The organism is Pseudomonas sp. LBUM1670, from assembly GCF_059695695.1.
Genome location: NZ_CP166783.1, coordinates 3,438,338 through 3,458,920, shown reverse-complemented (window position 1 = coordinate 3,458,920; position 20,583 = coordinate 3,438,338). Strand labels below are relative to the sequence as shown.

Sequence of the window (20,583 nt, the reverse complement as noted above, 5' to 3'; positions counted from 1 at the left end):
GCGGGATTCAGGAGCCGCATGGACGCGGTTGAGTCGGCGCTGATGGCCGCACGCGCGCAGTTTGCGATCACCATCAGTTTTCATATTGTGCTGGCCGCGCTCACGATCGGTCTGGCCAACTTTCTGATGGTGCTTGAAGCACTTTGGTTGTGGCGTGGCCGGCAAATCTATCTGGATGTTTACCTTTACTGGCTGAAAGTGTTCGCGCTCAACGTGGCGGTGGGTACGGCGTCGGGGCTGATTCTGGAGTATCAGTTCGGGCTCAATTGGTCGCGGCTGTCGACTAAAGCAGGCGATATCCTCGGCCCGTTGATGTTCTACGAAGTACTGGCGGCGTTTTTTCTGGAGGCGGGCTTCCTGGGCATCATGCTGTTCGGCCTGAAAAAGGTCGGCCCTCGTCTGCATTTTTTCGCCACTTGCGCAGTGGCCCTCGGCTCGTTGATCAGCGCGTTCTGGATCCTGTCGGCCAATTCCTGGATGCAGACACCCGCCGGTTACGCCATTGGCGCCGATGGCCGCTTCATGGCCGAGAATTGGTGGGCGATCATTTTCAATCCGTCGTTTCCTTATCGGCTGGCGCACATGACCTTGGCCGCGTTGCTCGGCACGGCGACGCTGGTGGCCGGTGCCAGCGCCTGGCAACTGTTGAAGGCGCCGCACAACCCGCGAGCGCGGCTTCAATTCTCCATGGCGCTGTGGACGATTGTCGTGCTGACACCGCTACAAATCGTGGTGGGTGACCTTCATGGTCAGCACAGTCTCAAGGTTCAGCCACAGAAGGTCGCGGCCATCGAAGGTTCATGGACGCGTCCGGAGGAGGGCGCGGGCGAACCGCTGCGCTTGTTTGCCATTCCGGACATGGCTGAGCGACGCAATCATTGGGAAGTGGCGATTCCGCGCATGGGTTCGCTGTACCTGACGCATGACCTGAGTGGCACCATCGCGGCGCTGGATGAGTTCCCGCCTGAGGACATCCCGCCGGTGCCGGTGGTGTTTTTTGCTTTTCGCTTCATGGTCGGCCTGGGCCTGTTGATGGTGTGGCAGGGGCTGACCAGTCTGGTGTTGCGCTGGCGAGGACGGTTATACGCCGCGCGCTGGATGCTGCGGGTGTGTGTGCTGTTGGCCCCGGCGGGTTTTCTCGCGATGCTCAGTGGCTGGGTCGTGACCGAGGTGGGCCGGCAACCCTTCACCGTCTATGGTTTGCTGCGCACGGCGGACAGTGTGTCGTCGGTGTCTCGACAGCAGGTGGTCGGCTCGACCTGGTTGATTCTGATGTTTTACCTGCTGATATTCGGCATCGGGCTGTGGGTGCTGCTTCGAATACTGCGAGAGCCACCGCACGAGGACGAGCCCGGGCCGCAGCCGACTCTTGCGGACGAGACAGGTGAATCATGATGGACAATGACTGGATAACATTGCTGTCTGCGGCGGCCCTGGCGTTCTCGGTCATGAACTATGTGCTGCTCGATGGCACGGATCTTGGCGTCGGAGTGCTGATGGGCGTTACGCGATGCAGCCGGCATCGCCGCACGATGGCGGTGACGATCCTGCCGATCTGGGACGCCAACGAAACGTGGCTGGTGTTGGGGGGCGGCGGGCTGCTGGCGTTATTTCCGCTGGCTTACGCCATCCTGCTGCCGGCGCTTTATTTACCTTTTATCCTGATGTTTTTAGCGTTGATTCTTCGAGTGGTTGCGTTGGAGTTTCGGGACTATGCGCCCAGTGCCGCAATCAAACGCGTAGTCGATGGCTTGCTGATGTGCGGTTCAGTGCTGGCCGGCGGAACGCAGGGGTTGGTCTTGGGCACGCTGGTTCAAGGCCTACCGGAACAGGCGGGGCAATACAGCGGTGACGGTTCGGAGTGGCGGGGTACGTTTCCACTGTTTTGTGGCGCCGTGCTTGTGGTGGGCTACACGTGGTTGGGCGCCTGTTGGCTTTATTGGCGCACTGAAGACGAACTCCAGCGGCGATCGGCGCTTCAGGCGAAGGCGCTGGCCTCGGTGACCGTGCTGTTGTTGATCGTGTTGGTTGCCTGGACCGCGACACTGGACACTCGCTATGCGCAACGGCTGTCCGATTGGCGGGTGTGGATGCCGGCCGTGACGTTGCTCATCGCGCTGCTGATCGGCTTTGTGCTGGGGTTTCGAAGTCGCCGTCATGCGCTGCCTCTGTTCGCTGCATTGGGCGTCTTCGTTTTGGCGTTTGCCTTGATGATCGTGGCGCTCTATCCACTAATCGTTCCGCCGCACCTGACTTTGCAAGCTGCCGCGTCCAGCCCGACCAGTCAGGTGTTCATGCTGATCGGTTTCGCTGTGCTGATACCGGTGACGCTGATCTACAACACCTACGGCTTCAGCGTCTTCAGCGGCAAGGTGCGTGCGGTGCGGGATTGACCTCAGGCCTTGACCCAACGTTGCCGACTCCAGCTGCTCAAGGTATCGACGGCGAAGACCAATATCAGCATCGCCAGAATCACCGTGCTGGCCTGCGCTTCCTGAAACAGGCTGAGGCTGACATAGAGCATTTGCCCCAGGCCACCGGCGCCGACGAAGCCGAGCACACTGGCCATGCGAATGTTGTTTTCCCAGCGGTACAGGATGTAGGCCAGCAGCTGCGGCAACAGGTTGGGCAGGGTGCCATAACAGAACGCCCACACCGCGTTGGCGCCCTGCAAACGGATGGCGTCGGCCGGTTCGGGCGGGGTGTTTTCCAGCGCTTCGGCGAACAGCCGGCCGAGCACCCCAGTGGTGTGCAGCGCCAGCGCAAGCGTGCCGGCGTTGGGGCCGAGACCGGCGGCGAGCACCATCAGCGCGGCCCACACCAGTTCCGGCACCGCGCGCAAAGCGTTGAGCACCAGCTGCGACGCGCTCTGCAACGGCCAGCCGAAACGTCCGGCTGCGGGCAATGCCAACAGCAAACCAAATACCGCTGCGAGCAAGGTGCCGAGGGCGGACATGGCGATGGTTTCCAGGGCGCCATGGGCGATGGCTTGCAGATGATTCGGGCTCAGGTCCGGGCTGAAAAAACGCTGCGCATAAGCGCCCATCTGGTTCAGGTTGCCGGTGCTGCCGAGTTCGCCGAGGTCGATGCCGAGGTAGATGAACGAGGCGATGACGGCGGCGCCGATGCCGAGCAGCAGTGCCAGGTTGAACAGGCGATTCATGCCAGCCTCCAGCGCAGCAAACGGCTGAGTTGATCGGCGAGCAACACCAGGACGAGGAACGTCAGTAACAGACTGGCCACTTCACCGCCGGCGAACATGCGCAACGACAGATCCATTTGCTGACCTAGCCCACCAGCGCCGACGAAGCCCATCACCACCGAGGCGCGGATCGCGCATTCCCAGCGGTACACCGTGTACGACAGCAGTTCCGCGGCGACATTGGGCAGGATCCCGTAGCAAAAGGCCGCGAGCCGACCACTGCCGGATTGCAGCAGCGCGTGGGCAGGGCGTTGATCAACCGATTCGAAAATTTCCGCATAGACCTTGCCCAGCATGCCGCTGTAGGTAATGGCAATCGCCAGCACGCCGGCGGTCGGACCAAGGCCGACGGCACGCACGAACAGCAGGGCCCAGACGATTTCCGGCACGCTGCGCAGAAAAATCAACAGACCGCGCACCGGCCAGCGTAGTAGTTGGCCCCCATAGTTCGGGCGACCCGCACGAGACGCCGCAGATAACGACAGTGCTCGACTGGCCAACAGGCTGGCAGGAATCGCCAACAGCAACGCCAGGGCCATGCCCGCCGTGGCGATGGCCAGGGTTTGCAGGGTGGCTTGCAGCAACAGCTCAATGAACGCCTCGTCATGGGCCGGTGGCCAGAAGGCGGACACGAACCGACCCATTTCGCTCTGGCTGTCACTCGCGATCAGCACACTGAGGTCCAGCTCGCTGTAGCGGATGCCCGGCCACAGCAGGGCGATGGCCAGCAGGCTGAGCAGCAGGCGCGGCAGGGCGGCGGGATCGCGGGTGCCGGACGTCAGCATCGGGGAATCTGCACACTCAAGTGGGCGGGAGGCAGCGGCGAACGTTCTAACTGTTCGTTGGCGTAGAGCGTGTCGAGCCGCTCGCGGTCGACAGCGCTGGCCGGCAGGTCGAACAGAATCTGCCCGTCACGCAGACCGATGATCCGCGAAAAGTGCGCCAGGGCCAGCTCCACCGCGTGCAGGCTGGCGACCAGCGTGACGTTGTGCTCCCGGGCATGGCGGCACAGCACCGACAGCGTATGCTCGGCCAGCACCGGGTCCATGGCCGAGACAGGCTCATCGGCCAGCAACACTTCGGGCGCTTGATACAACACCCGGGCAATGCCCACGCGCTGCAACTGTCCCCCGGACAACTGCTGGCATTGCGCGAACAGTTTGTCGCTCAGGTCCAGCCTGGCCAAGGCTGCGCGCGCCCCCGGAATATCCAGCGGATACAGCAAATTCAGCAGGCTTTTGCCCAACCCCCACTGACCCAGCTTGCCGGCCAGAACCGCCGTGACCACACGCTGACGCGGTGGCAAGGGCGGCGCTTGATGGATCAAACCGATACGTGCGCGAAGGCGCTGACGCTGACTGGCCGACAGTTGCCAGGCGCGTTCGCCGAGCACTTGCAGCTCGCCGTCGTTCGGTCGCAGTGCGGTGGCGAGCAGGTTGAGCAGGCTCGACTTGCCCGCGCCGGACGGGCCGATAATGGCGACCTGTTCGCGGGCCTCGATGTGCAGATCCACGCCACGCAGCGCCTGAACGCCGTTGGCGTGGGTAAAGCTGACCTGGGTCAGATGCAACGTCATTTGAGCAGTTCGGCGGCGCGCGCGGCTTCCTCGATGCCCTTGTAGTTTTCAGGACTGGTTTCGATGAATCGGCTGGCGGCCTGCAAATCCAGAATCTCCTTGTCCTTCGGATTCGCCGGATCAAGCGCCAGGAACGCGGCTTTTATCTTGGCCGCCAGCGCCGGGTCGAGGGTCCCGCGCACCGTCCAGTTGTAGTCGAAGTAGGCGGGGGTGGTCGCAAACACTTTGACCTTATTGGTGTCGACCTTGCCGGCCGCGACCAGTTTTTCCCACACGCTGGCGTTCAGCACCCCGGCGTCCACTTTGCCGGCCTGGACCCAGGCAACCGTGGCGTCATGGGCGCCGGAGTAGCCGACGCGGCTGAAGTAGGTTTCCGGCTTGATGCCGTCCTTCAGCATGAAATAACGCGGCATGAGACTGCCCGATGTCGAGGACACCGAACCGAAGGCAAAGGTCTTGCCCTTGAGGTCGGCGAGGGATTTGACGGCCGGGTCGGCGGTGATGAATTTGCTGGTGAACCGGGCATCCTGTTCACGTTGTACCAACGGAATGGCATTGCCGGTTTTCAGGCGTGCCTGCACAAATGTGAAGCCACCCAGCCAGGCCAGGTCGATCCGGTCAGTAGCCAGCGCCTCGACCACGGCCGGGTAATCGCTGACGGGAACGAACTCGACCTTCATGCCCAATTGCTGTTCCAGATAGGCGCCCAGCGGTTTGAATTTACGCAGCAGTTCGGTGGGCGCTTCATCGGGAATCGCGCTGACTTTCAGGGTGTCGGCGGCCTGCGCCAGCAGGGTGCAAAAACACAGGGCCAAGCCGGCAGTCAGTGCCAGGGTACGGTTGAGCATGGACATTCTCCGGTGCATTAACGGAACACTATCGAGGCGCCGAGGATGACGGCAAGTCGTTTGAGGTTAGACGAAACGCAGCAAGGCAGACTAATGCTGAACTCTTGTAGGAGCGAGCTTGCTCGCGATGGACTTCAGGACGACGCGTGTATTCAGAGACTACGCGTTATCGTTGACGTCCATCGCGAGCAAGCTCGCTCCTACAAATTCTCTCCGCGGATGTCGGCGGTGGGCAGTAGACGAGGTAACTACCGTTCGTCGAAGAGGCGCCCTACGACCTATTGACACCCATCCATCTCTGCGCGAATATTAATCCATCGCATACGACACAATCGAACGCGACACGAAATCAAACCTATCGCACCGTAGAGGATTCACCCCCATGAGCAAGATCGAAAAAGTCCTGGCCACCGGCAAAACCCACACCACCGCCAGCGCCTCCGGCACCACGTCCCGCGGCCACAACGGCAGCCTCGACATCACCCTGTCGACGCCGGGCAACGCCAAACCTGCCCACGTGTTTGCCGCGACCCAGCCGCATCCGGCTGCCGAGCAACTGTTCGCCGGTGCATGGTCGGCTTGCTACACCGCAGCGGTTGGTTTGGTGGCCAATGACTTGAACGTGGTGCTGCCTGCAGACTTTTCCGTCGACATCGAAGTCGATCTGGGCCAGACCGGCGAGGCATACTTCCTTCAGGCTCGACTCACCCTGCGCGTGCCAGGCCTGGCGCATGACATCGCGACCACACTGGCGCACACCGCCGATCAGATCTGCCCGTACTCGAAAGCAACACGCGGCAATATTGATGTGGCACTGAACGTCCTCACTGCTTAATTTTTATCAAGCGTATCGCATGCGATAAAAGCGTATGCGCACACCATCTAAACTATAAAGAGAACCATCATGAGCAAGATCGAAAAAGTACTGGCCACCGGCAAAACCCACACCACCCTCAGCGCAGCCGGCACCACATCGCGCGGCCATAACGGCAACCTCGACATCGTGTTGTCCTCGCCCGGCAATCCAAAACCGGTGCATGAGTTCCAGAACACCGTGCCGCACCCGACCGCCGAGCAATTGTTCGCCGGCGCCTGGTCGGCCTGCTACTCCGCTGCCGTCGGGTTGGTGGCCAGCAACCTGAAAGTGACACTGCCGGCCGAAACGGCTGTGGATATTGAAGTCGATCTGGGTCAGACCGGTTCGGAGTACTTCATCCAGGCTCGATTGACCCTGCGCGTGCCGGGTCTGCCGCAAGAGGTCGCAACCAAGCTGGCGCACGACGCCGACCAGATCTGCCCGTACTCGAAAGCCACCCGCGGCAACATCGACGTGGTACTGAACGCCATCACCGAATGATGCACCGCACGGCCGGTTCGACTTGCCTCGCACGTTGAACCGGCCGCCGGCCTTCATGATCCGCAACCATGTCACTTCCGACACTGTCGCGTACGACGTATAGTCTGGCGCTTGCGAACCATCAGTTTCTGGCCAAATGAGGATGCCCATGAAAACCATCGACGAGGTAGACCCCGCCGACCTGAAGCTCGCCGACTTCCTGTGTTTCGCGGTCTATTCCACCAACCTGGCCTTCGGCAAGGCCTACAAACCGCTACTCGAACAACTCGGCCTGACTTACACGCAATACATCACCCTTGTGGTGCTCTGGGAAGCAGACGATCAAACCGTCGGCAGCCTGGGCGAAAAGCTGTTTCTCGAATCCAACACGCTCACGCCGATCCTGAAGAAACTCGAGGCGATGGGTTATCTGCAACGCCAGCGCGACCCCGAGGACGAGCGGCAGGTGCGGATCAAGCTGACGAAGCAAGGTCGTGAGCTGCGCGAAAACCATCCTGAATCGGGACTCGCCGGCGCCACGGGGCTGACGCCGGACGAGTTCACGCAACTGCAAAAGTCAGTGGTGAAACTGCGCAACAACCTCATCAAATCGGTGAGATCTGCGGACTGAATCAAGTGGGCTGCGCGGCCAGTGGCATAAACGGCGGTTTTTTGCTTTAGTCCCCCTGTGGCGGGCCGGCACACGCAGCCTTTGAGGCAAACGGGAATCCCGCCCGGAGAGTCCCATGAATCCTCGATTTTCGCGTTCCATCGCATGGGGCCTCGCGCTCACCTTCGGCGCCTTGTCGTGTGCCGATGCCATCGAATACACCCAGGTCAATGCGACCGCCAGCACGCTTTCCTTCACGTACAACCAGTTCAGTTCGCGGGTCTACGGCACGTTCAGCCAATTCGAAGGCACGCTGGATTTCGACACCAAGAACCCTTCGGCGGCCCACGCCGCGCTCACGATCCAGCTCGACAGCATCGATGCCGGCAGCAGTGACGCCAACGAAGAACTGAAAAAGCCAGCCTGGTTCGACACCGCGAATTCGCCGGTGGCGACGTTTGAGTCGACTGGTGTGAAATCACTGGGCAACAACCGCTACTCGATCACCGGCAAACTCACGCTCAGGGGCATCACGCGGGTGGTGGAAGTGCCCGTGCTGCTGAAGGCCGAGAACGCCATCGGCATCTTCGACGGCCAGCTGACGCTCAAACGCAGCGATTTCAAAATAGGCGAGGGCGAGTGGGCGGACACGGTGGTTTCGGACGATATCAACATCCGCTTTCGCATGGTTGCGCCGCAGCAATAGACGTCGTGGCTTTACGCCGCTTGCCCTGTCATGGTTTCAAGGCCACCGTTTAGAGGTGTTGCTTCTGGCCCCTTCGCGAGCAAGCCCGCTCCCACACTGGATTGCTGGCGGACACAAATAATGTGTTCACCGCAGATCCAATGTGGGAGCGGGCTTGCTCGCGAAGGGGCCGGAACATCCAGCACAGCTGCCAACTGACACACCCCCTCGGTCACGCCAGCACGTTATGATAGGCACCCCCGCGAACACATTCTTCACGTCCGCCCCCAGAGTCAGAGCCTCAATGCCCCAGATCACCCATTTCAAAACCCCGTGCCCCGAGCACCTCTCCAGCCAGATCCTGCAGATGGTCGTCGACAACCTGACCGACATCAGCATGGTCGCCATCCCGCCGAGCAACCTGTTGTACAACGTGTACCAGTACGCGATCGGCTATGAAGTTCACCTCTATCTGGAGGCGCTGAGCGGGGCGAAAGGGATTGCGGTGGAATTGATCGTCGCGACGGACGTGGATGATCCGGAAACGGTTATCGGCTTCTTGCTGTACCTGCCAGTCAAGGACGATCCCGACGCGTGCGGCGTGGCGTACATGGCGGTGCGGGCCGGTCATCGGCGTCAAGGCGTGGCGCGCAAGATGCTGCGGGAAATGGTCGGTCGCTACCCGCATGCCGAGCTGACCTGCGCAGTTGCCAAGGTGCCATGGTTTGAATCCATGGGGTTCCAGGTGATGGGCGTGCGCGGTACTCAGGTGCTGATGAACACCCGCGATCATCGCTCCGACGGTTTGATGGGGCTGCTGGATGTGGCGTCAATCTACAGCTCGCTGGAGGTGCGGCAGATTCATACCTATCTGCTGCAAAAGCACGGCAAGCGCGCGATGGTCGATGCGGAGAAACAGCGTGACCGGCATCTGGATCAGCTGACGTACAAGGCCAATGAATTTGTCCGCGAGCGGTTGGGCGAGGGGCCACGCTAACCGCGCCCACCCAGACAACTCAATCAACTGTGGGAGCGGGCTTGCTTGCGAAGGCGGCGTTACATTCAACATTGATGTTGGCTGAAACACCGCTTTCGCGAGCAAGCCCGCTCCCACAGTTGTTCTGCGTCCACTCAGGCGAATTGTGCAGCGTTCAGGAAAGCTTCACGTTCATGGTGATCCGCGCCGTGAACACCTTCTTGCCTTCGACGTCGTGAATGTCCACCGGCACGATCTTGTCGCCTTCCGTGGTCCAGTCGACGCTGCCCCCATCGGCCACGGCTGTCACGTCGGTTTTTGCCTTCGCCAGGTACTCGACCGTCATGCCTTTTGGAATCCAGCGTGCGCCTTCGGGAATCGACACGTCGGTCATCATCCCCGCCGCCAGTTCAGCCGCGTTGCACATCGCAATCGCGTGTACGGTGCCCAGGTGGTTGGTGATTTCCCTGGCGAAAGGCACCTGTACCGTCGCGAAGCCTTTGCGCAATTCCGTGACCAGCGGGTTGATGGTGCTGAAGTAGGGCGCAACCTGACAGGCCATTTTGCTGAATGCTTGCGGGCCCGCGCTGTTGAACATGCTGAGAAACTGACTCATTTTGAAACCTCACTGACGAGTGAATAAACAGAATGATGTTCCGTTACAGAATAATGTTCTGTAACGGAACAGTATTCTGTCGATGGGAAATCTGTCAACCTAGCGCCACGTGTCCGATGGCAGTCAGCTGCCTTCACCCTCGTTTTTTGGGACTGTGTCAAGCATGGAAACGTCAGATTTACTCGAGCGCTGCTACCCCGGAAGACGCGCTGAACTCAAGCGCGACATTTTTCGAAAGGCCCTCACACTGTTCAACGAGCAGGGGATCGAGGCCACGACCATCGAAATGATCCGCGCTGAATGCGACACCAGCGTGGGCGCGATTTACCACCACTTCGGCAACAAGGAAGGTTTGGTGGCCGCGTTGTTTTTCACCGCTTTGGACGATCAGGCCAGGTTGCGCGACAGTTACTTGAGCGACGCGAAAACAACGCAAGAAGGCGTGCATGCACTGGTGCACAGTTATGTGGATTGGGTCGACAGCCAACCCGAATGGGCACGCTTCCAGTACCACGCGCGATTTGCCGTCACCAAAGGGCCTTTCAAGGACGAACTGGCTACCCGCAACAAGGCGCGCAACAAGCAACTGCTGGAATGGCTGTCGGCTTCGGCCAGAGGCGATGAGTTGAAAGGTTCTCCGGCCGAATTGCTGCTGTCGCTGATCATTGGCCAGGCAGACAACTATTGCAGGACATGGTTATCGGGCCGGGTGAAGGGCAGTCCGAAGGCGTACAGGGACAATCTTGCGCAAGCGGCGTGGCGATCGATTTCCGCCGACTGACCAGCACCAAGCCGGGTCAGATGCCTAACGCTGTTCACTTAAGCGCGCTATTGGGTCGTGCATACCTTTGTGGCGAGGGGATTTATCCCCGTTGGGCCGCGAAGCGGCCCCAGCGTCCGTTCAGACAAATGGAGTTGTTTGGATTTACGACTGCTTCGCAGCCGAACGGGGATAAATCCTCTCGCCACAAATGTGGGCACCCGTGCTTCAGTGAGCGGCTTTTTCTTGTCTGTCATTCGTGCACTTAAAAAAGAGCCTCAAGGCTCTTTGATGGGGAGGTATTGGAGCCCTTGAGGCTCAAGATGCACGTGAAACAAGCGGTGAGCTTGGTAGGGGTTCAGATCACTCACCAGCTACGCAACCGCTTGAGTTGAGCAAACAAACGGCTGCGTAGAATCATCGTAGGAACATGCGGTTTGGCACTCAAGTACCGCTAGTCGCATCCCTGCCAGCCTTGCCACGCACGCTTCTTCAACCATCCCTCAGCAGCACACAGTCGACGTACGACGAGGCGATCACCCTGGCGGTGCCGTCTGGGTCGCCATCTCCCGACGGCGTCCAGACATCCCGATCCCGTTATGCCTGTTCGCCCGGCCAGCCGGCCCGACGCAAGGCTTTGAGCAGCGTTTCGGCGTCCAGCCCCGGCACCGCATGGCCATTGCCCTCGGCGGTGTCGGAGGCCAGCAAGGCGTTGATGATCGCTTCTTCAACGGCTTCGGTGGCGGCCAGGAACAACTCGCTGATGTGGTCGTTGTTGACCATGCTCAGGTTGTCGGTTGTCGGCGCCTTCTTGCTTTCATAAGCTGCGGGTGGGACATCGTTGCCGGTGGCGAACGCGATAAAAATGTCGCCGCTGTGGTCTTCGTTGCCGCCGCCGGTGCGCGCGAGGCCGAGGCTGGCGCGCTGGGCGAGGCGGGTGCATTGATGGGGCAGCAGCGGCGCATCGGTGGCCAGGCAAACGACGATCGAACCCATCCCCGGATGCGGCAGCGAGGCCTTGAGAAACGGCGAGTCAGCCTTTTCCATGTAGCGTCCGACCGGATACCCGTCGACGCGCAATTCGTTGCGGATGCCGTGGTTGGCCTGAACGATGGCGCCAACGGTCCAGCCGCCCTGAGCGCTGCTCAGACGTCGCGACGCGGTGCCGATGCCTCCCTTGAATTCGTGACAAATCATGCCGCTGCCACCACCGACCGCACCCTCGGTCACCGGCCCGCCTGTTGCCGTGCGCAGGGCTTCGGCCACATGTTCGACTTTCACGTGGAAGCCATTGATGTCGTTGAGCAAGCCGTCGAAGGTTTCCAACACAACCGGCATGTTCCAGTAAAGTCGGCCGTCGTCGGGTTGCTGTTCACGGTCCAGCACGATCAGCGCATCACGGACCACGCCCAGGCTGTGGGTGTTGGTGAAAGCGACCGGACTGGTCAACAGACCGGCTTCGCGAATCCACTCAAGACCGGTCGCATCACCGTTGCCGTTGAGCACATGGACACCGGCGAAGCACGGCTGCTGACTGGTGGAACCGGCACGCGGCTCGATCACGGTGACGCCGGTCAGAATGTCGCGGCCATTCGCGGTGCGGCCTCGCACATTGCTGTGGCCGACCCGGACGCCGGGTACATCGGTGATTGCATTGAGCGGGCCAGGTTGCAGTTGGCCGAACTGGAGGTTCAGGTCGCGGGCACGTGGTTTCATTGGTTCTCTCATCTTCAATTCGTGGCAGAAAAAAGTGGGGACAGTTTGGACACGGACCCTGTGGGAGCGGGCTTGCTCGCGAAGACGGTTTATCAGGCAAAGATGATGTCGACTGACACGCCGCCTTCGCGAGCAAGCCCGCTCCCACAGGTATTGCGGAGGTTTCATTGACCGTTTTTGACTTTGCTCCAGATCCGCGTGCGCACCCGCTCGGTAGCGGGCGGCAGGGGCTGAAGGGTGAACAACGTGGCCAAGGCCTCCGCGGACGGGTACACCGCCGGGTTGTTGCGGGTCGTATCCGCCACCAGCGCCGTCGCACTGCGGTTGCCGTTCGGGTAGGACAGGTGATCGCTGACCGGGGCAATCACTTCAGGGCGCATCAGGTAGTCGATGAAGGCCAGCCCTTGCTCCGGGTGCGGCGCGTCCTTGAGTAACACGAGGGTGTCGAACCACACCGGCGCGCCTTCCTTCGGCAGGCTGTAGGCGATCTTCACGCCGTTGTTGGCTTGCTCGGCGTTGGTCTTGGCTTCGAGCATCGCGCCGGACCAACCCACCGCGACGCAAATGTTGCCGTTGGCCAGGTCGCTGATGAACTTCGACGAGTTGAAGTAGGCGATGTGCGGACGCAGTTTCAGCAGCAGCGCTTCGGCCTTCTTGTAGTCCTCGGGGTTGGTGCTGTTGGGCGGCAAACCGAGATAGTGCAGGGCGACCGGCAGCATCTCGGCTGGCGAGTCGAGCATGGCCACGCCGCACTGCCCGAGTTTGGCCAGGTTGGCTTCGTTGAACACCAGCTCCCAGGAATCCACCGGCGCCTTGTCGCCCAGCGCGGCGCGAACCTTGTCGATGTTGTAACCGATGCCGTTGGTGCCCCACAGATACGGCACGGCGTACTGGTTGCCTGGATCGTTGTTGGCCAGTTTCGCCATCAGGTCGGTGTCCATGTTTTTGAAGTCAGGCATCCGCGCATGGGGCAGGGGCGCGAGGGCACCAGCCTTGATCAGGGTCGGCAGGCTGAAGTTACTGGCCACCACCACGTCATAGCCGCTGCGGCTGGTCAGCAGTTTTCCTTCCAGCACTTCGGCGCTGTCGAAGGTGTCGTAAACCGGCTCGATCCCGGTGTCGCGCTTGAAGTCGTGCAGGGTGTTGGGGCCGATGTAGTCATACCAGTTGTAAACGTGAACCGTCGGGCCCCCGGCAGCAACCGCCGACAGCGAAACGCACAAACAGGCGCTCAGTCCAAGATTGATCTGTTGACGGGGACGACTCATGATGCGGCACTCCTGGCCTGCTGCAGGCCGGTGATGAACAGGTGCTTGCAGCGTATCGGCAGGCCGGGAACTCACCCATTCCCATCATGGGTTACTCGAAAGGGGTAGGGCGTGGACGCGTTGCTGAAGGAATTACCGGTGCATCAAGGGCTGGCGCGAGTATTTGGCGCGTTGGGTCAGGACGGTTTCTGGCGCGCGCTGGTCGACACGCTGCGGCTGCTGGTGCCGCTGGACAACGCGTTGGTCGCGGTGATGACGCCCGGGCGAGTGCCCCGCCTGCTGATTGATTTCGACACCAAGGGCGTTGGTGAAGAGACTGAAGAGCTGGCCGACTACAGCGCCGGCATGTACCTGCTCGATCCGTTTTACCAGGCGGCCTGCGCCGGCATTGCCGACGGTTTGCACAGCCTCGAATCGGTGGCCCCCGACCAGTTTCAGCAGAGCGAGTATTACCTGAGCTACTTCCGCTCGGTGGTGGGCGGTGATGAGTTGCAGTTCATGATCAACGCCGACGGTGCCGTGCTGGGATTATCCCTGGGTCGCTCGACGCGCTTTACCCTGGCAGAGCAGGGCCGACTGCTGTGCGTGCGTGACTGGGTGTTGGCTGCGATGCGCCGACATGTGCAATTGATGCCGCCGGAAGGCTCGGCTGTCGAGGCCGTGGCCGGGGACCTGGCGACCCTGCTGGATCGCTTCGACGCACGCCTGACGATGCGGGAAATCGAAACGGCGCGGTTGATTCTTCAGGGCTTCTCAAGCAAGGCGATTGCCCAGCAACTGGGAATCTCGCCGGAAACGGTGAAGGTGCATCGGCGCAATGTCTATCACAAGCTCAATGTGAACGGGCATGGGGAGTTGTTTGCGTTGGTGTTGCAGCCGCGTTGAGTCACCGCCGACTCCCTGTAGGAGCGAGCTTGCTCGCGATGGACCTGAGGACGCCGCGGGGTATCAGGCTCCCAGCGTTATCGTTGACGACCATCGCAAGCAAGCTGAACTGGCCTAATGATTTTGGACACTTCAATCGGGCGCTATGATGGCGCCCAAATCTGAGGTGTTTGGATATGCGTAAATCTTATTCCAGTGAGTTCAAGCTCAAGGCTGCCAGCATGGTGCTGGACGAGGGCCGGTCAGTTCCAGAAGTCTGTACCAGTCTGGATATTGGCCCTACCGCCTTGCGCCGTTGGGTCGATCAGGTTCGCAAGGAGCGCTTGGGTTCTCCCCCTGAGGGGGCCAAGGCGATTACCGCCGATCAGCGAGAGATTCAGCAGCTCAAAGCGTTGCTCAGGCAAAAAGACCTGGACATTGAAATCCTAAAAAAGGCCAGTGCTCTCCTGCTTTTGGACTCCAAAGATCATTCTCGTTGATCAATGAGCTGGACGAGCAGTACGGCGTTAACAATTGCTGTCGGGCGTTTGGAGTCAACCGCAGCAGCTTTTACGCCTGGCGTCAGCGCCAAGGCAAGGTGAAGCCTGAGCGGGAGAAACTTAAAGCCGTGCTGGTCGAGCATCACAAGGAATCCAGAGCGTCCGCAGGGTCTCGCACCCTTTCCAGGGAGCTGCAAGCCAAGGGGCATCGTGTCGGGCGACATATGGCTCGCAGTTTGATGCGCGAAGCCGGTGTCGCCAGTCATCAGCGCAGGCGGCATAAGTACAAGTCTTCCGGCGTGGAAGCGCTGGTGGCGCCACATGTGCTTAAGCGCAAGTTTGATGTCACGGCGATCAACCAGGTGTGGTGTGGCGATGTGACGTACATCAAGGTCGGCAAGCGCTGGATGTATTTTGCGGCGGTGCTGGATCTGTTCGCTCGCCGGATCGTGGGTTGGTCGTTTTCAATGATTTCCGATGCCACGCTGACCTGCGAAGCATTGCGAATGGCAGTCGAGTTGCGAGGCCGTCCCAAAGAAGTGCTGTTTCACTCTGATCAAGGCTGCCAATACACCAGCCATAAATTCAGGAATGAGATGCGCAAGCATGGACTCCTGCAAAGCATGAGTCGCAAAGGTGAGTGCTGGGACAACGCCCCGATGGAGCGTTTCTTTGGGAGCCTGAAATCAGAGTGGGTGCCAGAAGACGGCTACCGCTCAGAGCATGAAGCCCGCGTGGATGTGCAGCGTTATGTGATGCGTTACAACAACGTCAGACTCCATAGCTACAACGACTACCGGTCGCCGGTAGCTATGGAGAAACTGGCGGCGTGAAAACCTTAACTGGTGTCCAAAATTACTTGACCAGTTCAAGCTCGCTCCTACAGGGACTGCCGAAACACCAACGCCTTCAACCCGCATTCGACATCCGCATCCGGAAACTCCGGCGGATTCTCCAGCCGTTGCTCAAACCGCAGGCTTGGGGCTTCACGCATCACGCCCTCGATGAGGAAATCCGCACCGAACGCCGGGTCGTTCATGCAGGCCAGAACCGTGCCCTGCGGGCTGAGCAACTCCGGCAACCGCCGCAGCACGCGCTGGTAATCCTTGGTCAGCAAAAAGCTGCCTTTCTGAAAGGACGGCGGGTCAATGATTACCAGGTCATACGGGCCTTTACCGATCACCTTGCCCCAGGACTTGAACAGGTCGTGGCCGAGAAAACTCACCTTGCTCATGTCATGCCCGTTGAGCCGGTGATTGTCGCGGCCACGGTTCAGGGCCGGGCTGGACATGTCGAGGTTGACCACGTCTACCGCGCCCCCCTCGATGGCCGCCACCGAAAAACCGCAGGTGTAGGCGAACAGGTTCAATACGCGTTTGCCCTCGGCATTGGCGCGCACCCAATCGCGGCCATAGCGCATGTCGAGGAACAGCCCGGTGTTCTGTTTGCGCCCCAGATCCACGCGATAGCGCAAGCCGCCCTCGGTGATGGTCATGTCCTCGATCACTTCCCCGACCAGCCATTCGGTGGTGCTTTGCAGGAGGTAGCGATGCTGCAGCGCCAGGGTATGCGCACCGGATTGCGTCCACTCGGGTGACCGGGTGATTTCCATCAGCCGCTGTTTCAGCTCATCGAGTTGCGCCGCTTCAGGTTCCTTGAACAGCGACACCAGCACCACGCCCTGCAACCAGTCGACGGTCAATTGCTCCAGACCCGGCCAGCATCGACCGCGACCGTGGAACAGTCGGCGGGTTTCTGCGGGGGCTGCTGCCAGGGCGGTCAGCAGATGGTCGTGGAGGGTGGTGAGCGCTTCTGAATTCATCGGGTCGGGTCGGCGATTTGAGGGGGGCGGCATTTTAACCACAATTGCGCTCCGTGAACCTGCAACGGGGGGAGTCGATCCAGCAATCAGGTGACCACTGGTCGACGTACCCAGGCATAGGGCAGGACGCCGTCGCACCCGTTGAACAATTGGTTACGAGTGCCAGCATTGCCATAAATTGCATCGATATTCAAAGCTGCGCGACAAGCCATCCTGCACCCAAGAAACACTGCACTCAATTTACGGCATGAAATAAATAATATGTTTCCATCTAAAATTTCTTCAATGGCATCGAACGTAAAAATTGTTTCAACTCAGAATGGTTTGCCAATATCCGCAGAACAACCGTCCAAGGATTACTTTTGTTCTTCCTTTAATCCAGCAAGGGGGGATTTAGTGTTAGGCCGCTCTTCCAGTATGGCCGAGGGAGCTTGCGCATGGACTCCGGCCCGTTTGATGGATAGTTTATTCGTAATTTTTGACATGATGGCTTGCCAGGCTGAAATGTATGATTTTGACTCGGATCTCACAGAGATGAACAACAGTCCGGAGACAATGAATGACCTGGCGGACTTGATGTTTATTGTTCTGAGGGAAGAAAAGCAACGTAAGAAATCAGATGTAAATAATACGTTGCCTGGTGAGGCGACAAATGCTGGTGTAGATGGCGTCATAAATTACTTCGAGGGGTTTCTTAATTGTATGGAAGAAGTTGAGGGGAAGATAAAGAGTGGTAGTGGAAGCGTTAACCAGATTTTTACCGACATTCCGAAAGTTGTTTCGCAGCATAAACTCGATGAGTTGTTCGCAGGCATGAGTAACCCTCTTTACTCTGCAGGTGCTCTTAAAGAATTTGCCGACGATAATGCGCGGCAACGTATTCACGAATGTGCCATTGGTCTATTTTCTCGTATAAGTAAGGGCGTGATTGATGGGTTTATTCAGCAAGGCAGCAAGGCCCAGCCAATTCAAGCGCAGCGCAATGAGATGGCCCGCATCCATTATTTTCTGGAGGGCATCCAGATGGAAGACGTGGTTAGTAATACCGGTTCGGGTGCACATGGGATATTGGCGGAGGAACTGCGCCATTTGTATCTGTGTCGTGAGGTGTTAGGCGATGCTGTCAAGTTCTATAGAGATAACATGGCGGTATCTTCGCCGTGGGAGGAGGATCCAGAATTGTGGGGTCGCTACGTCGCTTCACCTGATAAGGTAGACACCTCGTCCAATTCACAATTGTATGCCCAAACACTATCCCCACCTCAAATGTCGAGTACACCTGAAAAGGCCAGGGTGTTAATAGAAGAGTTGCATCAGTCTCATATGCAAAAAATAGCTGACCCTGACCAAATTTTCGAATTTGCAAAAAATGAACAAAACCAATACGAGTTTATTCAATCAAGCACAGGGGAGAAGTACGACCTGGAAGGCGTGCTCGCGTTTGTGATACATGAAAATAAACCTGACCATGTCTATTGCGGCTTGAGAAACGGGGAAAGGGATTCGCATGGAAAGCTCAACAGGTATCGATATCAGCAGCCGCTCTATATAGATGGGCATAGCGCGCTAACTGGCGGTAAGCCTGTGCTTTTTGCGGGTGAGATTTTGTTTGAAGAGGGGGAAGTCAAGTTTTGGAACAATGGCAGCGGTCATTATCAACCGGACGCCAAGCATCGCTTTACCAATCTAACTGATCCGGTTCGGCGCTTGCTTCCTGAGGCTGGCTTTCGGGATTACGATGAGCTGACTGAAAGGGAAATAACGGATTTGGAGAGGCATGTAAAATTGCCGAAAGAGTCGGAAGGTACTTCGAGTGATAGCGATTCCAGTCTGAGCGAAGACGATGAAAATGCTGCTTACATTGCCAAGCTTAAAAAAAATGGTTTGAAGATAAATTGAAGCCGCTTTAACGCCTGGCCTATTTCCCTACTCATGTCGTAGCGTGACGGCTCTTTGCAAGAGAAAAACAAGCAACTCTTGCCCGCAGAGTTATCACGATTAATTTAACTTTACGTGAGGATTTGGCGATCTGTCGGCCCACATAATCGGCTCCAACGATCAACCGCCGGGAGCCGATCATGTCGCTATCACCTGCATCATCCCATCCGCGCTGGCTGCGCCTGACTCATTGGCTGAACGCCCTCGCGGTGCTGGTCATGGTCACCAGCGGCTGGCGGATCTACAACGCGTCCCCGCTGTACGACTTCAGTTTTCCCAAAGGCATCACGCTGGGCGGCTGGCTCGGCGGTGCATTGCAATGGCATTTCGCGGCGATGTGGTTCCTCGCCATCAACGGCCTCATCTACCTGATCATCAACCTCGTCAGTGGCCGTCTCTCACGACGCTTTTTCCCGGTGTCGCCGAAAGGTGTTTTGCATGACCTGTGGGCCGCATTGCGCGGGCGGCTGGGGCATGCCGATTTGAGTCACTACAACCAGGTGCAACGGGTCGCGTACCTGTTTGTGATGGTCGACATCACGCTGCTGGTGATCTCCGGGCTGGTGTTGTGGAAGTCCGTCCAGTTTCCGCTGTTGCGTGAATTACTCGGCGGCTACGAAACCGCACGGCATGTGCATTTCATCGCGATGGCGCTGTTGATGGCCTTTGTTGCGGTGCATCTGGTGATGGTCGCACTCGTGCCCAAAACACTGTTGGCCATGATTGTCGGTCGCAAGGAGTCCGTATGAAAAAGCGCATCGAAGGTCTGGACGAGCCCTCCATCCTCAAAGACGCCCGTAAGATCATTGCCCCGCAGATCGAGGACCGCTCGCGCCGCTCGTTCCTGATGCGCAGCCTGACCCTCGGTGGCGTGGCCATGTTGTCCGGCTGCAACATCACCGACAACGAAAGCGTCGAGACGGCGTTGTCGTCCATGTCGCGGTTCAACGATCGTGTACAGGGTTGGCTGTTCAATCCCAACGCGCTGGCACCGACTTATCCGGCATCGATGATCACCCGGCCGTTTCCCTTCAACGCCTTCTACGGCATCGACGAGGCGCCCACCGTCGAGGAAGAAAGCTATCGACTGGAAGTCACCGGCCTGGTCGCCGACAAGCGCACTTGGCGCCTCGAAGAGCTGCGTACCATGGAGCAGAACGAGCAGATCACCCGGCATATTTGCGTCGAAGGCTGGAGCGCGATCGGGCGCTGGGGTGGGGTGCGGTTCAGTGACTTTCTGAAACGGGTCGGTGCCGACACCGATGCCAAATATGTCGGTTTCAAATGCGCCGACGATTACTACACCAGTATCGACATGGCCACCGCGCTGCACTCGCAGACCTTGCTGGCGCTGACCTATGACGGCGCGGTATTGCCGCGTGAATACGGCTTCCCGATGAAGCTGCGCATGCCCACCAAGCTCGGCTACAAAAATCCCAAACACATCCAGGCGATTTTCGTCAGCAACACCTACAGCGGCGGCTACTGGGAAGACCAGGGCTACAGCTGGTTCGGTGGCAGCTGACGGCGTCCGACAAGTTCACTCGTCCGCAACCTGTGCTTCAAGGAGTTTCATCATGAAAAAGTTAACCACCGTCGTTCTGTCCATGTGCCTCGCCATGGGCGCTGCCAGCGTGTTTGCCGCCGAAGCTACCAACGGCATGAGCAATGACAGCATGAGCAAAGATTCGATGTCCAAAGACGCCACGAAAAAAGACACGATGAAAAAGGATGCGATGTCCAAGGATTCGATGAAGAAAGATGCCATGTCCAAGGACTCGATGAAGAAGGACGCCATGTCCAAAGACGCCATGAAGAAGGACAACATGTCGCAGTAATTCCGAACGTCCTGAAAACCCTGTGGGA

At 58.9% G+C, this 20,583-nt stretch carries 23 protein-coding genes; 15 read left to right on the top strand and 8 right to left on the bottom strand.

All coding sequences use genetic code 11. The features are described from left to right. Positions 1 to 18: 18 nt before the first annotated feature. Both ACA073_RS15770 and ACA073_RS15765 read left to right on the top strand, forming a co-directional pair. The gene (locus ACA073_RS15770; protein ID WP_497397563.1) at positions 19 to 1,395 is read left to right on the top strand and encodes a cytochrome ubiquinol oxidase subunit I; all 1,377 of its coding nucleotides are present in this window, start codon (positions 19 to 21) and stop codon (positions 1,393 to 1,395) included. After that, positions 1,392 to 2,393 carry a cytochrome d ubiquinol oxidase subunit II gene (locus ACA073_RS15765; RefSeq protein WP_497397561.1) on the top strand — a complete coding sequence of 334 codons (1,002 nt, stop codon included), beginning with the start codon at positions 1,392 to 1,394 and terminating at the stop codon, positions 2,391 to 2,393. Before ACA073_RS15770 ends, ACA073_RS15765 begins: the two co-directional genes overlap by 4 nt. Positions 2,394 to 2,395: 2 nt before the next feature. Here ACA073_RS15765 and phnE read toward each other — a convergent pair whose 3' ends face one another. The 4 genes from phnE to ACA073_RS15745 are packed head-to-tail and all read right to left on the bottom strand — an operon-like array spanning position 2,396 to position 5,626. Further along, positions 2,396 to 3,163 carry a phosphonate ABC transporter, permease protein PhnE gene (gene phnE / locus ACA073_RS15760; protein ID WP_497397559.1) on the bottom strand — a complete coding sequence of 256 codons (768 nt, stop codon included), beginning with the start codon at positions 3,161 to 3,163 and terminating at the stop codon, positions 2,396 to 2,398. Beyond that, positions 3,160 to 3,987, bottom strand: coding sequence for a PhnE/PtxC family ABC transporter permease (locus tag ACA073_RS15755; protein WP_497397557.1), 828 nt, complete (start codon positions 3,985 to 3,987; stop codon positions 3,160 to 3,162). Before ACA073_RS15755 ends, phnE begins: the two co-directional genes overlap by 4 nt. After that, positions 3,981 to 4,778 (bottom strand): phosphonate ABC transporter ATP-binding protein, encoded by a 798-nt coding sequence (locus ACA073_RS15750; protein ID WP_497397555.1) that lies wholly within the window; start codon positions 4,776 to 4,778, stop codon positions 3,981 to 3,983. The genes ACA073_RS15755 and ACA073_RS15750 overlap by 7 nt, the downstream gene beginning before the upstream one ends. Next, positions 4,775 to 5,626 carry a putative selenate ABC transporter substrate-binding protein gene (locus tag ACA073_RS15745; RefSeq protein ID WP_497397553.1) on the bottom strand — a complete coding sequence of 284 codons (852 nt, stop codon included), beginning with the start codon at positions 5,624 to 5,626 and terminating at the stop codon, positions 4,775 to 4,777. The genes ACA073_RS15750 and ACA073_RS15745 overlap by 4 nt, the downstream gene beginning before the upstream one ends. A 382-nt stretch (positions 5,627 to 6,008) precedes the next feature. Between ACA073_RS15745 and ACA073_RS15740 the strand changes: the two genes are divergently transcribed. The 5 genes from ACA073_RS15740 to ACA073_RS15720 all read left to right on the top strand — a co-directional run bounded on the left by ACA073_RS15740 (position 6,009) and on the right by ACA073_RS15720 (position 9,254). Then, on the top strand, positions 6,009 to 6,461 hold the full coding sequence (locus ACA073_RS15740; protein ID WP_497397551.1) for an Ohr family peroxiredoxin: 453 nt from the start codon (positions 6,009 to 6,011) through the stop codon (positions 6,459 to 6,461). 69 nt (positions 6,462 to 6,530) lie between these two features. Next, entirely contained in the window at positions 6,531 to 6,983 is a 453-nt protein-coding gene (locus ACA073_RS15735) for an Ohr family peroxiredoxin (protein WP_497397549.1), read from the top strand. Between the two features lie 148 nt (positions 6,984 to 7,131). Next, positions 7,132 to 7,593, top strand: a complete 462-nt coding sequence (locus ACA073_RS15730; RefSeq protein WP_497397547.1) for a MarR family winged helix-turn-helix transcriptional regulator — start codon at positions 7,132 to 7,134, stop codon at positions 7,591 to 7,593. A gap of 115 nt (positions 7,594 to 7,708) precedes the next feature. Then, a complete protein-coding gene (locus tag ACA073_RS15725; protein WP_497397545.1) occupies positions 7,709 to 8,278 on the top strand; it encodes a YceI family protein in 570 nt (189 codons plus the stop codon). A 283-nt stretch (positions 8,279 to 8,561) separates the two neighbouring features. After that, a complete protein-coding gene (locus ACA073_RS15720) occupies positions 8,562 to 9,254 on the top strand; it encodes a GNAT family N-acetyltransferase (protein ID WP_497397543.1) in 693 nt (230 codons plus the stop codon). Positions 9,255 to 9,408: 154 nt separating this feature from the next. Here the strand turns inward: ACA073_RS15720 and ACA073_RS15715 are convergent, their stop codons facing one another. Beyond that, entirely contained in the window at positions 9,409 to 9,849 is a 441-nt protein-coding gene (locus ACA073_RS15715) for a hotdog fold domain-containing protein (RefSeq protein ID WP_461950031.1), read from the bottom strand. 163 nt (positions 9,850 to 10,012) lie between these two features. On the opposite strand from ACA073_RS15715, the gene ACA073_RS15710 reads away from it, so the two are divergent. Next, positions 10,013 to 10,630, top strand: coding sequence for a TetR/AcrR family transcriptional regulator (locus ACA073_RS15710; protein WP_497397541.1), 618 nt, complete (start codon positions 10,013 to 10,015; stop codon positions 10,628 to 10,630). A gap of 576 nt (positions 10,631 to 11,206) precedes the next feature. Here ACA073_RS15710 and ACA073_RS15705 read toward each other — a convergent pair. Then, complete coding sequence (locus tag ACA073_RS15705) at positions 11,207 to 12,325, bottom strand: DmpA family aminopeptidase (protein WP_497397539.1); 1,119 nt, start codon at positions 12,323 to 12,325, stop codon at positions 11,207 to 11,209. Positions 12,326 to 12,489: 164 nt separating this feature from the next. Further along, positions 12,490 to 13,593, bottom strand: coding sequence for a polyamine ABC transporter substrate-binding protein (locus tag ACA073_RS15700; RefSeq protein WP_497397537.1), 1,104 nt, complete (start codon positions 13,591 to 13,593; stop codon positions 12,490 to 12,492). A gap of 111 nt (positions 13,594 to 13,704) precedes the next feature. Here ACA073_RS15700 and ACA073_RS15695 point away from each other — a divergent pair, with 111 nt between their 5' ends. The 3 genes from ACA073_RS15695 to ACA073_RS15685 all read left to right on the top strand — a co-directional run bounded on the left by ACA073_RS15695 (position 13,705) and on the right by ACA073_RS15685 (position 15,790). Further along, positions 13,705 to 14,478 (top strand): helix-turn-helix transcriptional regulator, encoded by a 774-nt coding sequence (locus ACA073_RS15695; RefSeq protein WP_497397535.1) that lies wholly within the window; start codon positions 13,705 to 13,707, stop codon positions 14,476 to 14,478. 176 nt (positions 14,479 to 14,654) lie between these two features. After that, the gene (locus ACA073_RS15690) at positions 14,655 to 14,957 is read left to right on the top strand and encodes a transposase (RefSeq protein ID WP_497397533.1); all 303 of its coding nucleotides are present in this window, start codon (positions 14,655 to 14,657) and stop codon (positions 14,955 to 14,957) included. Continuing rightward, positions 14,954 to 15,790 (top strand): IS3 family transposase, encoded by an 837-nt coding sequence (locus ACA073_RS15685; RefSeq protein ID WP_497397024.1) that lies wholly within the window; start codon positions 14,954 to 14,956, stop codon positions 15,788 to 15,790. Before ACA073_RS15690 ends, ACA073_RS15685 begins: the two co-directional genes overlap by 4 nt. Positions 15,791 to 15,837: 47 nt before the next feature. On the opposite strand, the gene ACA073_RS15680 is transcribed toward ACA073_RS15685, so the two are convergent. Continuing rightward, on the bottom strand, positions 15,838 to 16,779 hold the full coding sequence (locus ACA073_RS15680; RefSeq protein ID WP_497397531.1) for a class I SAM-dependent methyltransferase: 942 nt from the start codon (positions 16,777 to 16,779) through the stop codon (positions 15,838 to 15,840). A 261-nt stretch (positions 16,780 to 17,040) separates the two neighbouring features. On the opposite strand from ACA073_RS15680, the gene ACA073_RS15675 reads away from it, so the two are divergent. The 4 genes from ACA073_RS15675 (at position 17,041) to ACA073_RS15660 (ending at position 20,555) form a co-directional block, all read left to right on the top strand. Next, the gene (locus ACA073_RS15675; protein WP_497397529.1) at positions 17,041 to 18,678 is read left to right on the top strand and encodes a hypothetical protein; all 1,638 of its coding nucleotides are present in this window, start codon (positions 17,041 to 17,043) and stop codon (positions 18,676 to 18,678) included. 179 nt (positions 18,679 to 18,857) lie between these two features. After that, on the top strand, positions 18,858 to 19,466 hold the full coding sequence (locus ACA073_RS15670) for a cytochrome b/b6 domain-containing protein (protein ID WP_497397527.1): 609 nt from the start codon (positions 18,858 to 18,860) through the stop codon (positions 19,464 to 19,466). Next, positions 19,463 to 20,242: a molybdopterin-dependent oxidoreductase gene (locus tag ACA073_RS15665; RefSeq protein ID WP_497397525.1), complete on the top strand. Its 780-nt coding sequence runs from the start codon at positions 19,463 to 19,465 to the stop codon at positions 20,240 to 20,242. Before ACA073_RS15670 ends, ACA073_RS15665 begins: the two co-directional genes overlap by 4 nt. Before the next feature lie 52 nt (positions 20,243 to 20,294). Then, complete coding sequence (locus ACA073_RS15660) at positions 20,295 to 20,555, top strand: pentapeptide MXKDX repeat protein (RefSeq protein ID WP_497397523.1); 261 nt, start codon at positions 20,295 to 20,297, stop codon at positions 20,553 to 20,555. The last annotated feature ends 28 nt before the right edge of the window (positions 20,556 to 20,583 follow it).

Coding starts and splice junctions, on each gene's coding strand:
- ACA073_RS15770 (WP_497397563.1), top strand. CDS start 19: ATGGACGCGGTTGAGTCGGCGCTGATGGCCGCACGCGCGCAGTTTGCG.
- ACA073_RS15765 (WP_497397561.1), top strand. CDS start 1,392: ATGATGGACAATGACTGGATAACATTGCTGTCTGCGGCGGCCCTGGCG.
- phnE (WP_497397559.1), bottom strand. CDS start 3,163: ATGAATCGCCTGTTCAACCTGGCACTGCTGCTCGGCATCGGCGCCGCC.
- ACA073_RS15755 (WP_497397557.1), bottom strand. CDS start 3,987: ATGCTGACGTCCGGCACCCGCGATCCCGCCGCCCTGCCGCGCCTGCTG.
- ACA073_RS15750 (WP_497397555.1), bottom strand. CDS start 4,778: ATGACGTTGCATCTGACCCAGGTCAGCTTTACCCACGCCAACGGCGTT.
- ACA073_RS15745 (WP_497397553.1), bottom strand. CDS start 5,626: ATGCTCAACCGTACCCTGGCACTGACTGCCGGCTTGGCCCTGTGTTTT.
- ACA073_RS15740 (WP_497397551.1), top strand. CDS start 6,009: ATGAGCAAGATCGAAAAAGTCCTGGCCACCGGCAAAACCCACACCACC.
- ACA073_RS15735 (WP_497397549.1), top strand. CDS start 6,531: ATGAGCAAGATCGAAAAAGTACTGGCCACCGGCAAAACCCACACCACC.
- ACA073_RS15730 (WP_497397547.1), top strand. CDS start 7,132: ATGAAAACCATCGACGAGGTAGACCCCGCCGACCTGAAGCTCGCCGAC.
- ACA073_RS15725 (WP_497397545.1), top strand. CDS start 7,709: ATGAATCCTCGATTTTCGCGTTCCATCGCATGGGGCCTCGCGCTCACC.
- ACA073_RS15720 (WP_497397543.1), top strand. CDS start 8,562: ATGCCCCAGATCACCCATTTCAAAACCCCGTGCCCCGAGCACCTCTCC.
- ACA073_RS15715 (WP_461950031.1), bottom strand. CDS start 9,849: ATGAGTCAGTTTCTCAGCATGTTCAACAGCGCGGGCCCGCAAGCATTC.
- ACA073_RS15710 (WP_497397541.1), top strand. CDS start 10,013: ATGGAAACGTCAGATTTACTCGAGCGCTGCTACCCCGGAAGACGCGCT.
- ACA073_RS15705 (WP_497397539.1), bottom strand. CDS start 12,325: ATGAAACCACGTGCCCGCGACCTGAACCTCCAGTTCGGCCAACTGCAA.
- ACA073_RS15700 (WP_497397537.1), bottom strand. CDS start 13,593: ATGAGTCGTCCCCGTCAACAGATCAATCTTGGACTGAGCGCCTGTTTG.
- ACA073_RS15690 (WP_497397533.1), top strand. CDS start 14,655: ATGCGTAAATCTTATTCCAGTGAGTTCAAGCTCAAGGCTGCCAGCATG.
- ACA073_RS15680 (WP_497397531.1), bottom strand. CDS start 16,779: ATGAATTCAGAAGCGCTCACCACCCTCCACGACCATCTGCTGACCGCC.
- ACA073_RS15675 (WP_497397529.1), top strand. CDS start 17,041: ATGTTTCCATCTAAAATTTCTTCAATGGCATCGAACGTAAAAATTGTT.
- ACA073_RS15670 (WP_497397527.1), top strand. CDS start 18,858: ATGTCGCTATCACCTGCATCATCCCATCCGCGCTGGCTGCGCCTGACT.
- ACA073_RS15665 (WP_497397525.1), top strand. CDS start 19,463: ATGAAAAAGCGCATCGAAGGTCTGGACGAGCCCTCCATCCTCAAAGAC.
- ACA073_RS15660 (WP_497397523.1), top strand. CDS start 20,295: ATGAAAAAGTTAACCACCGTCGTTCTGTCCATGTGCCTCGCCATGGGC.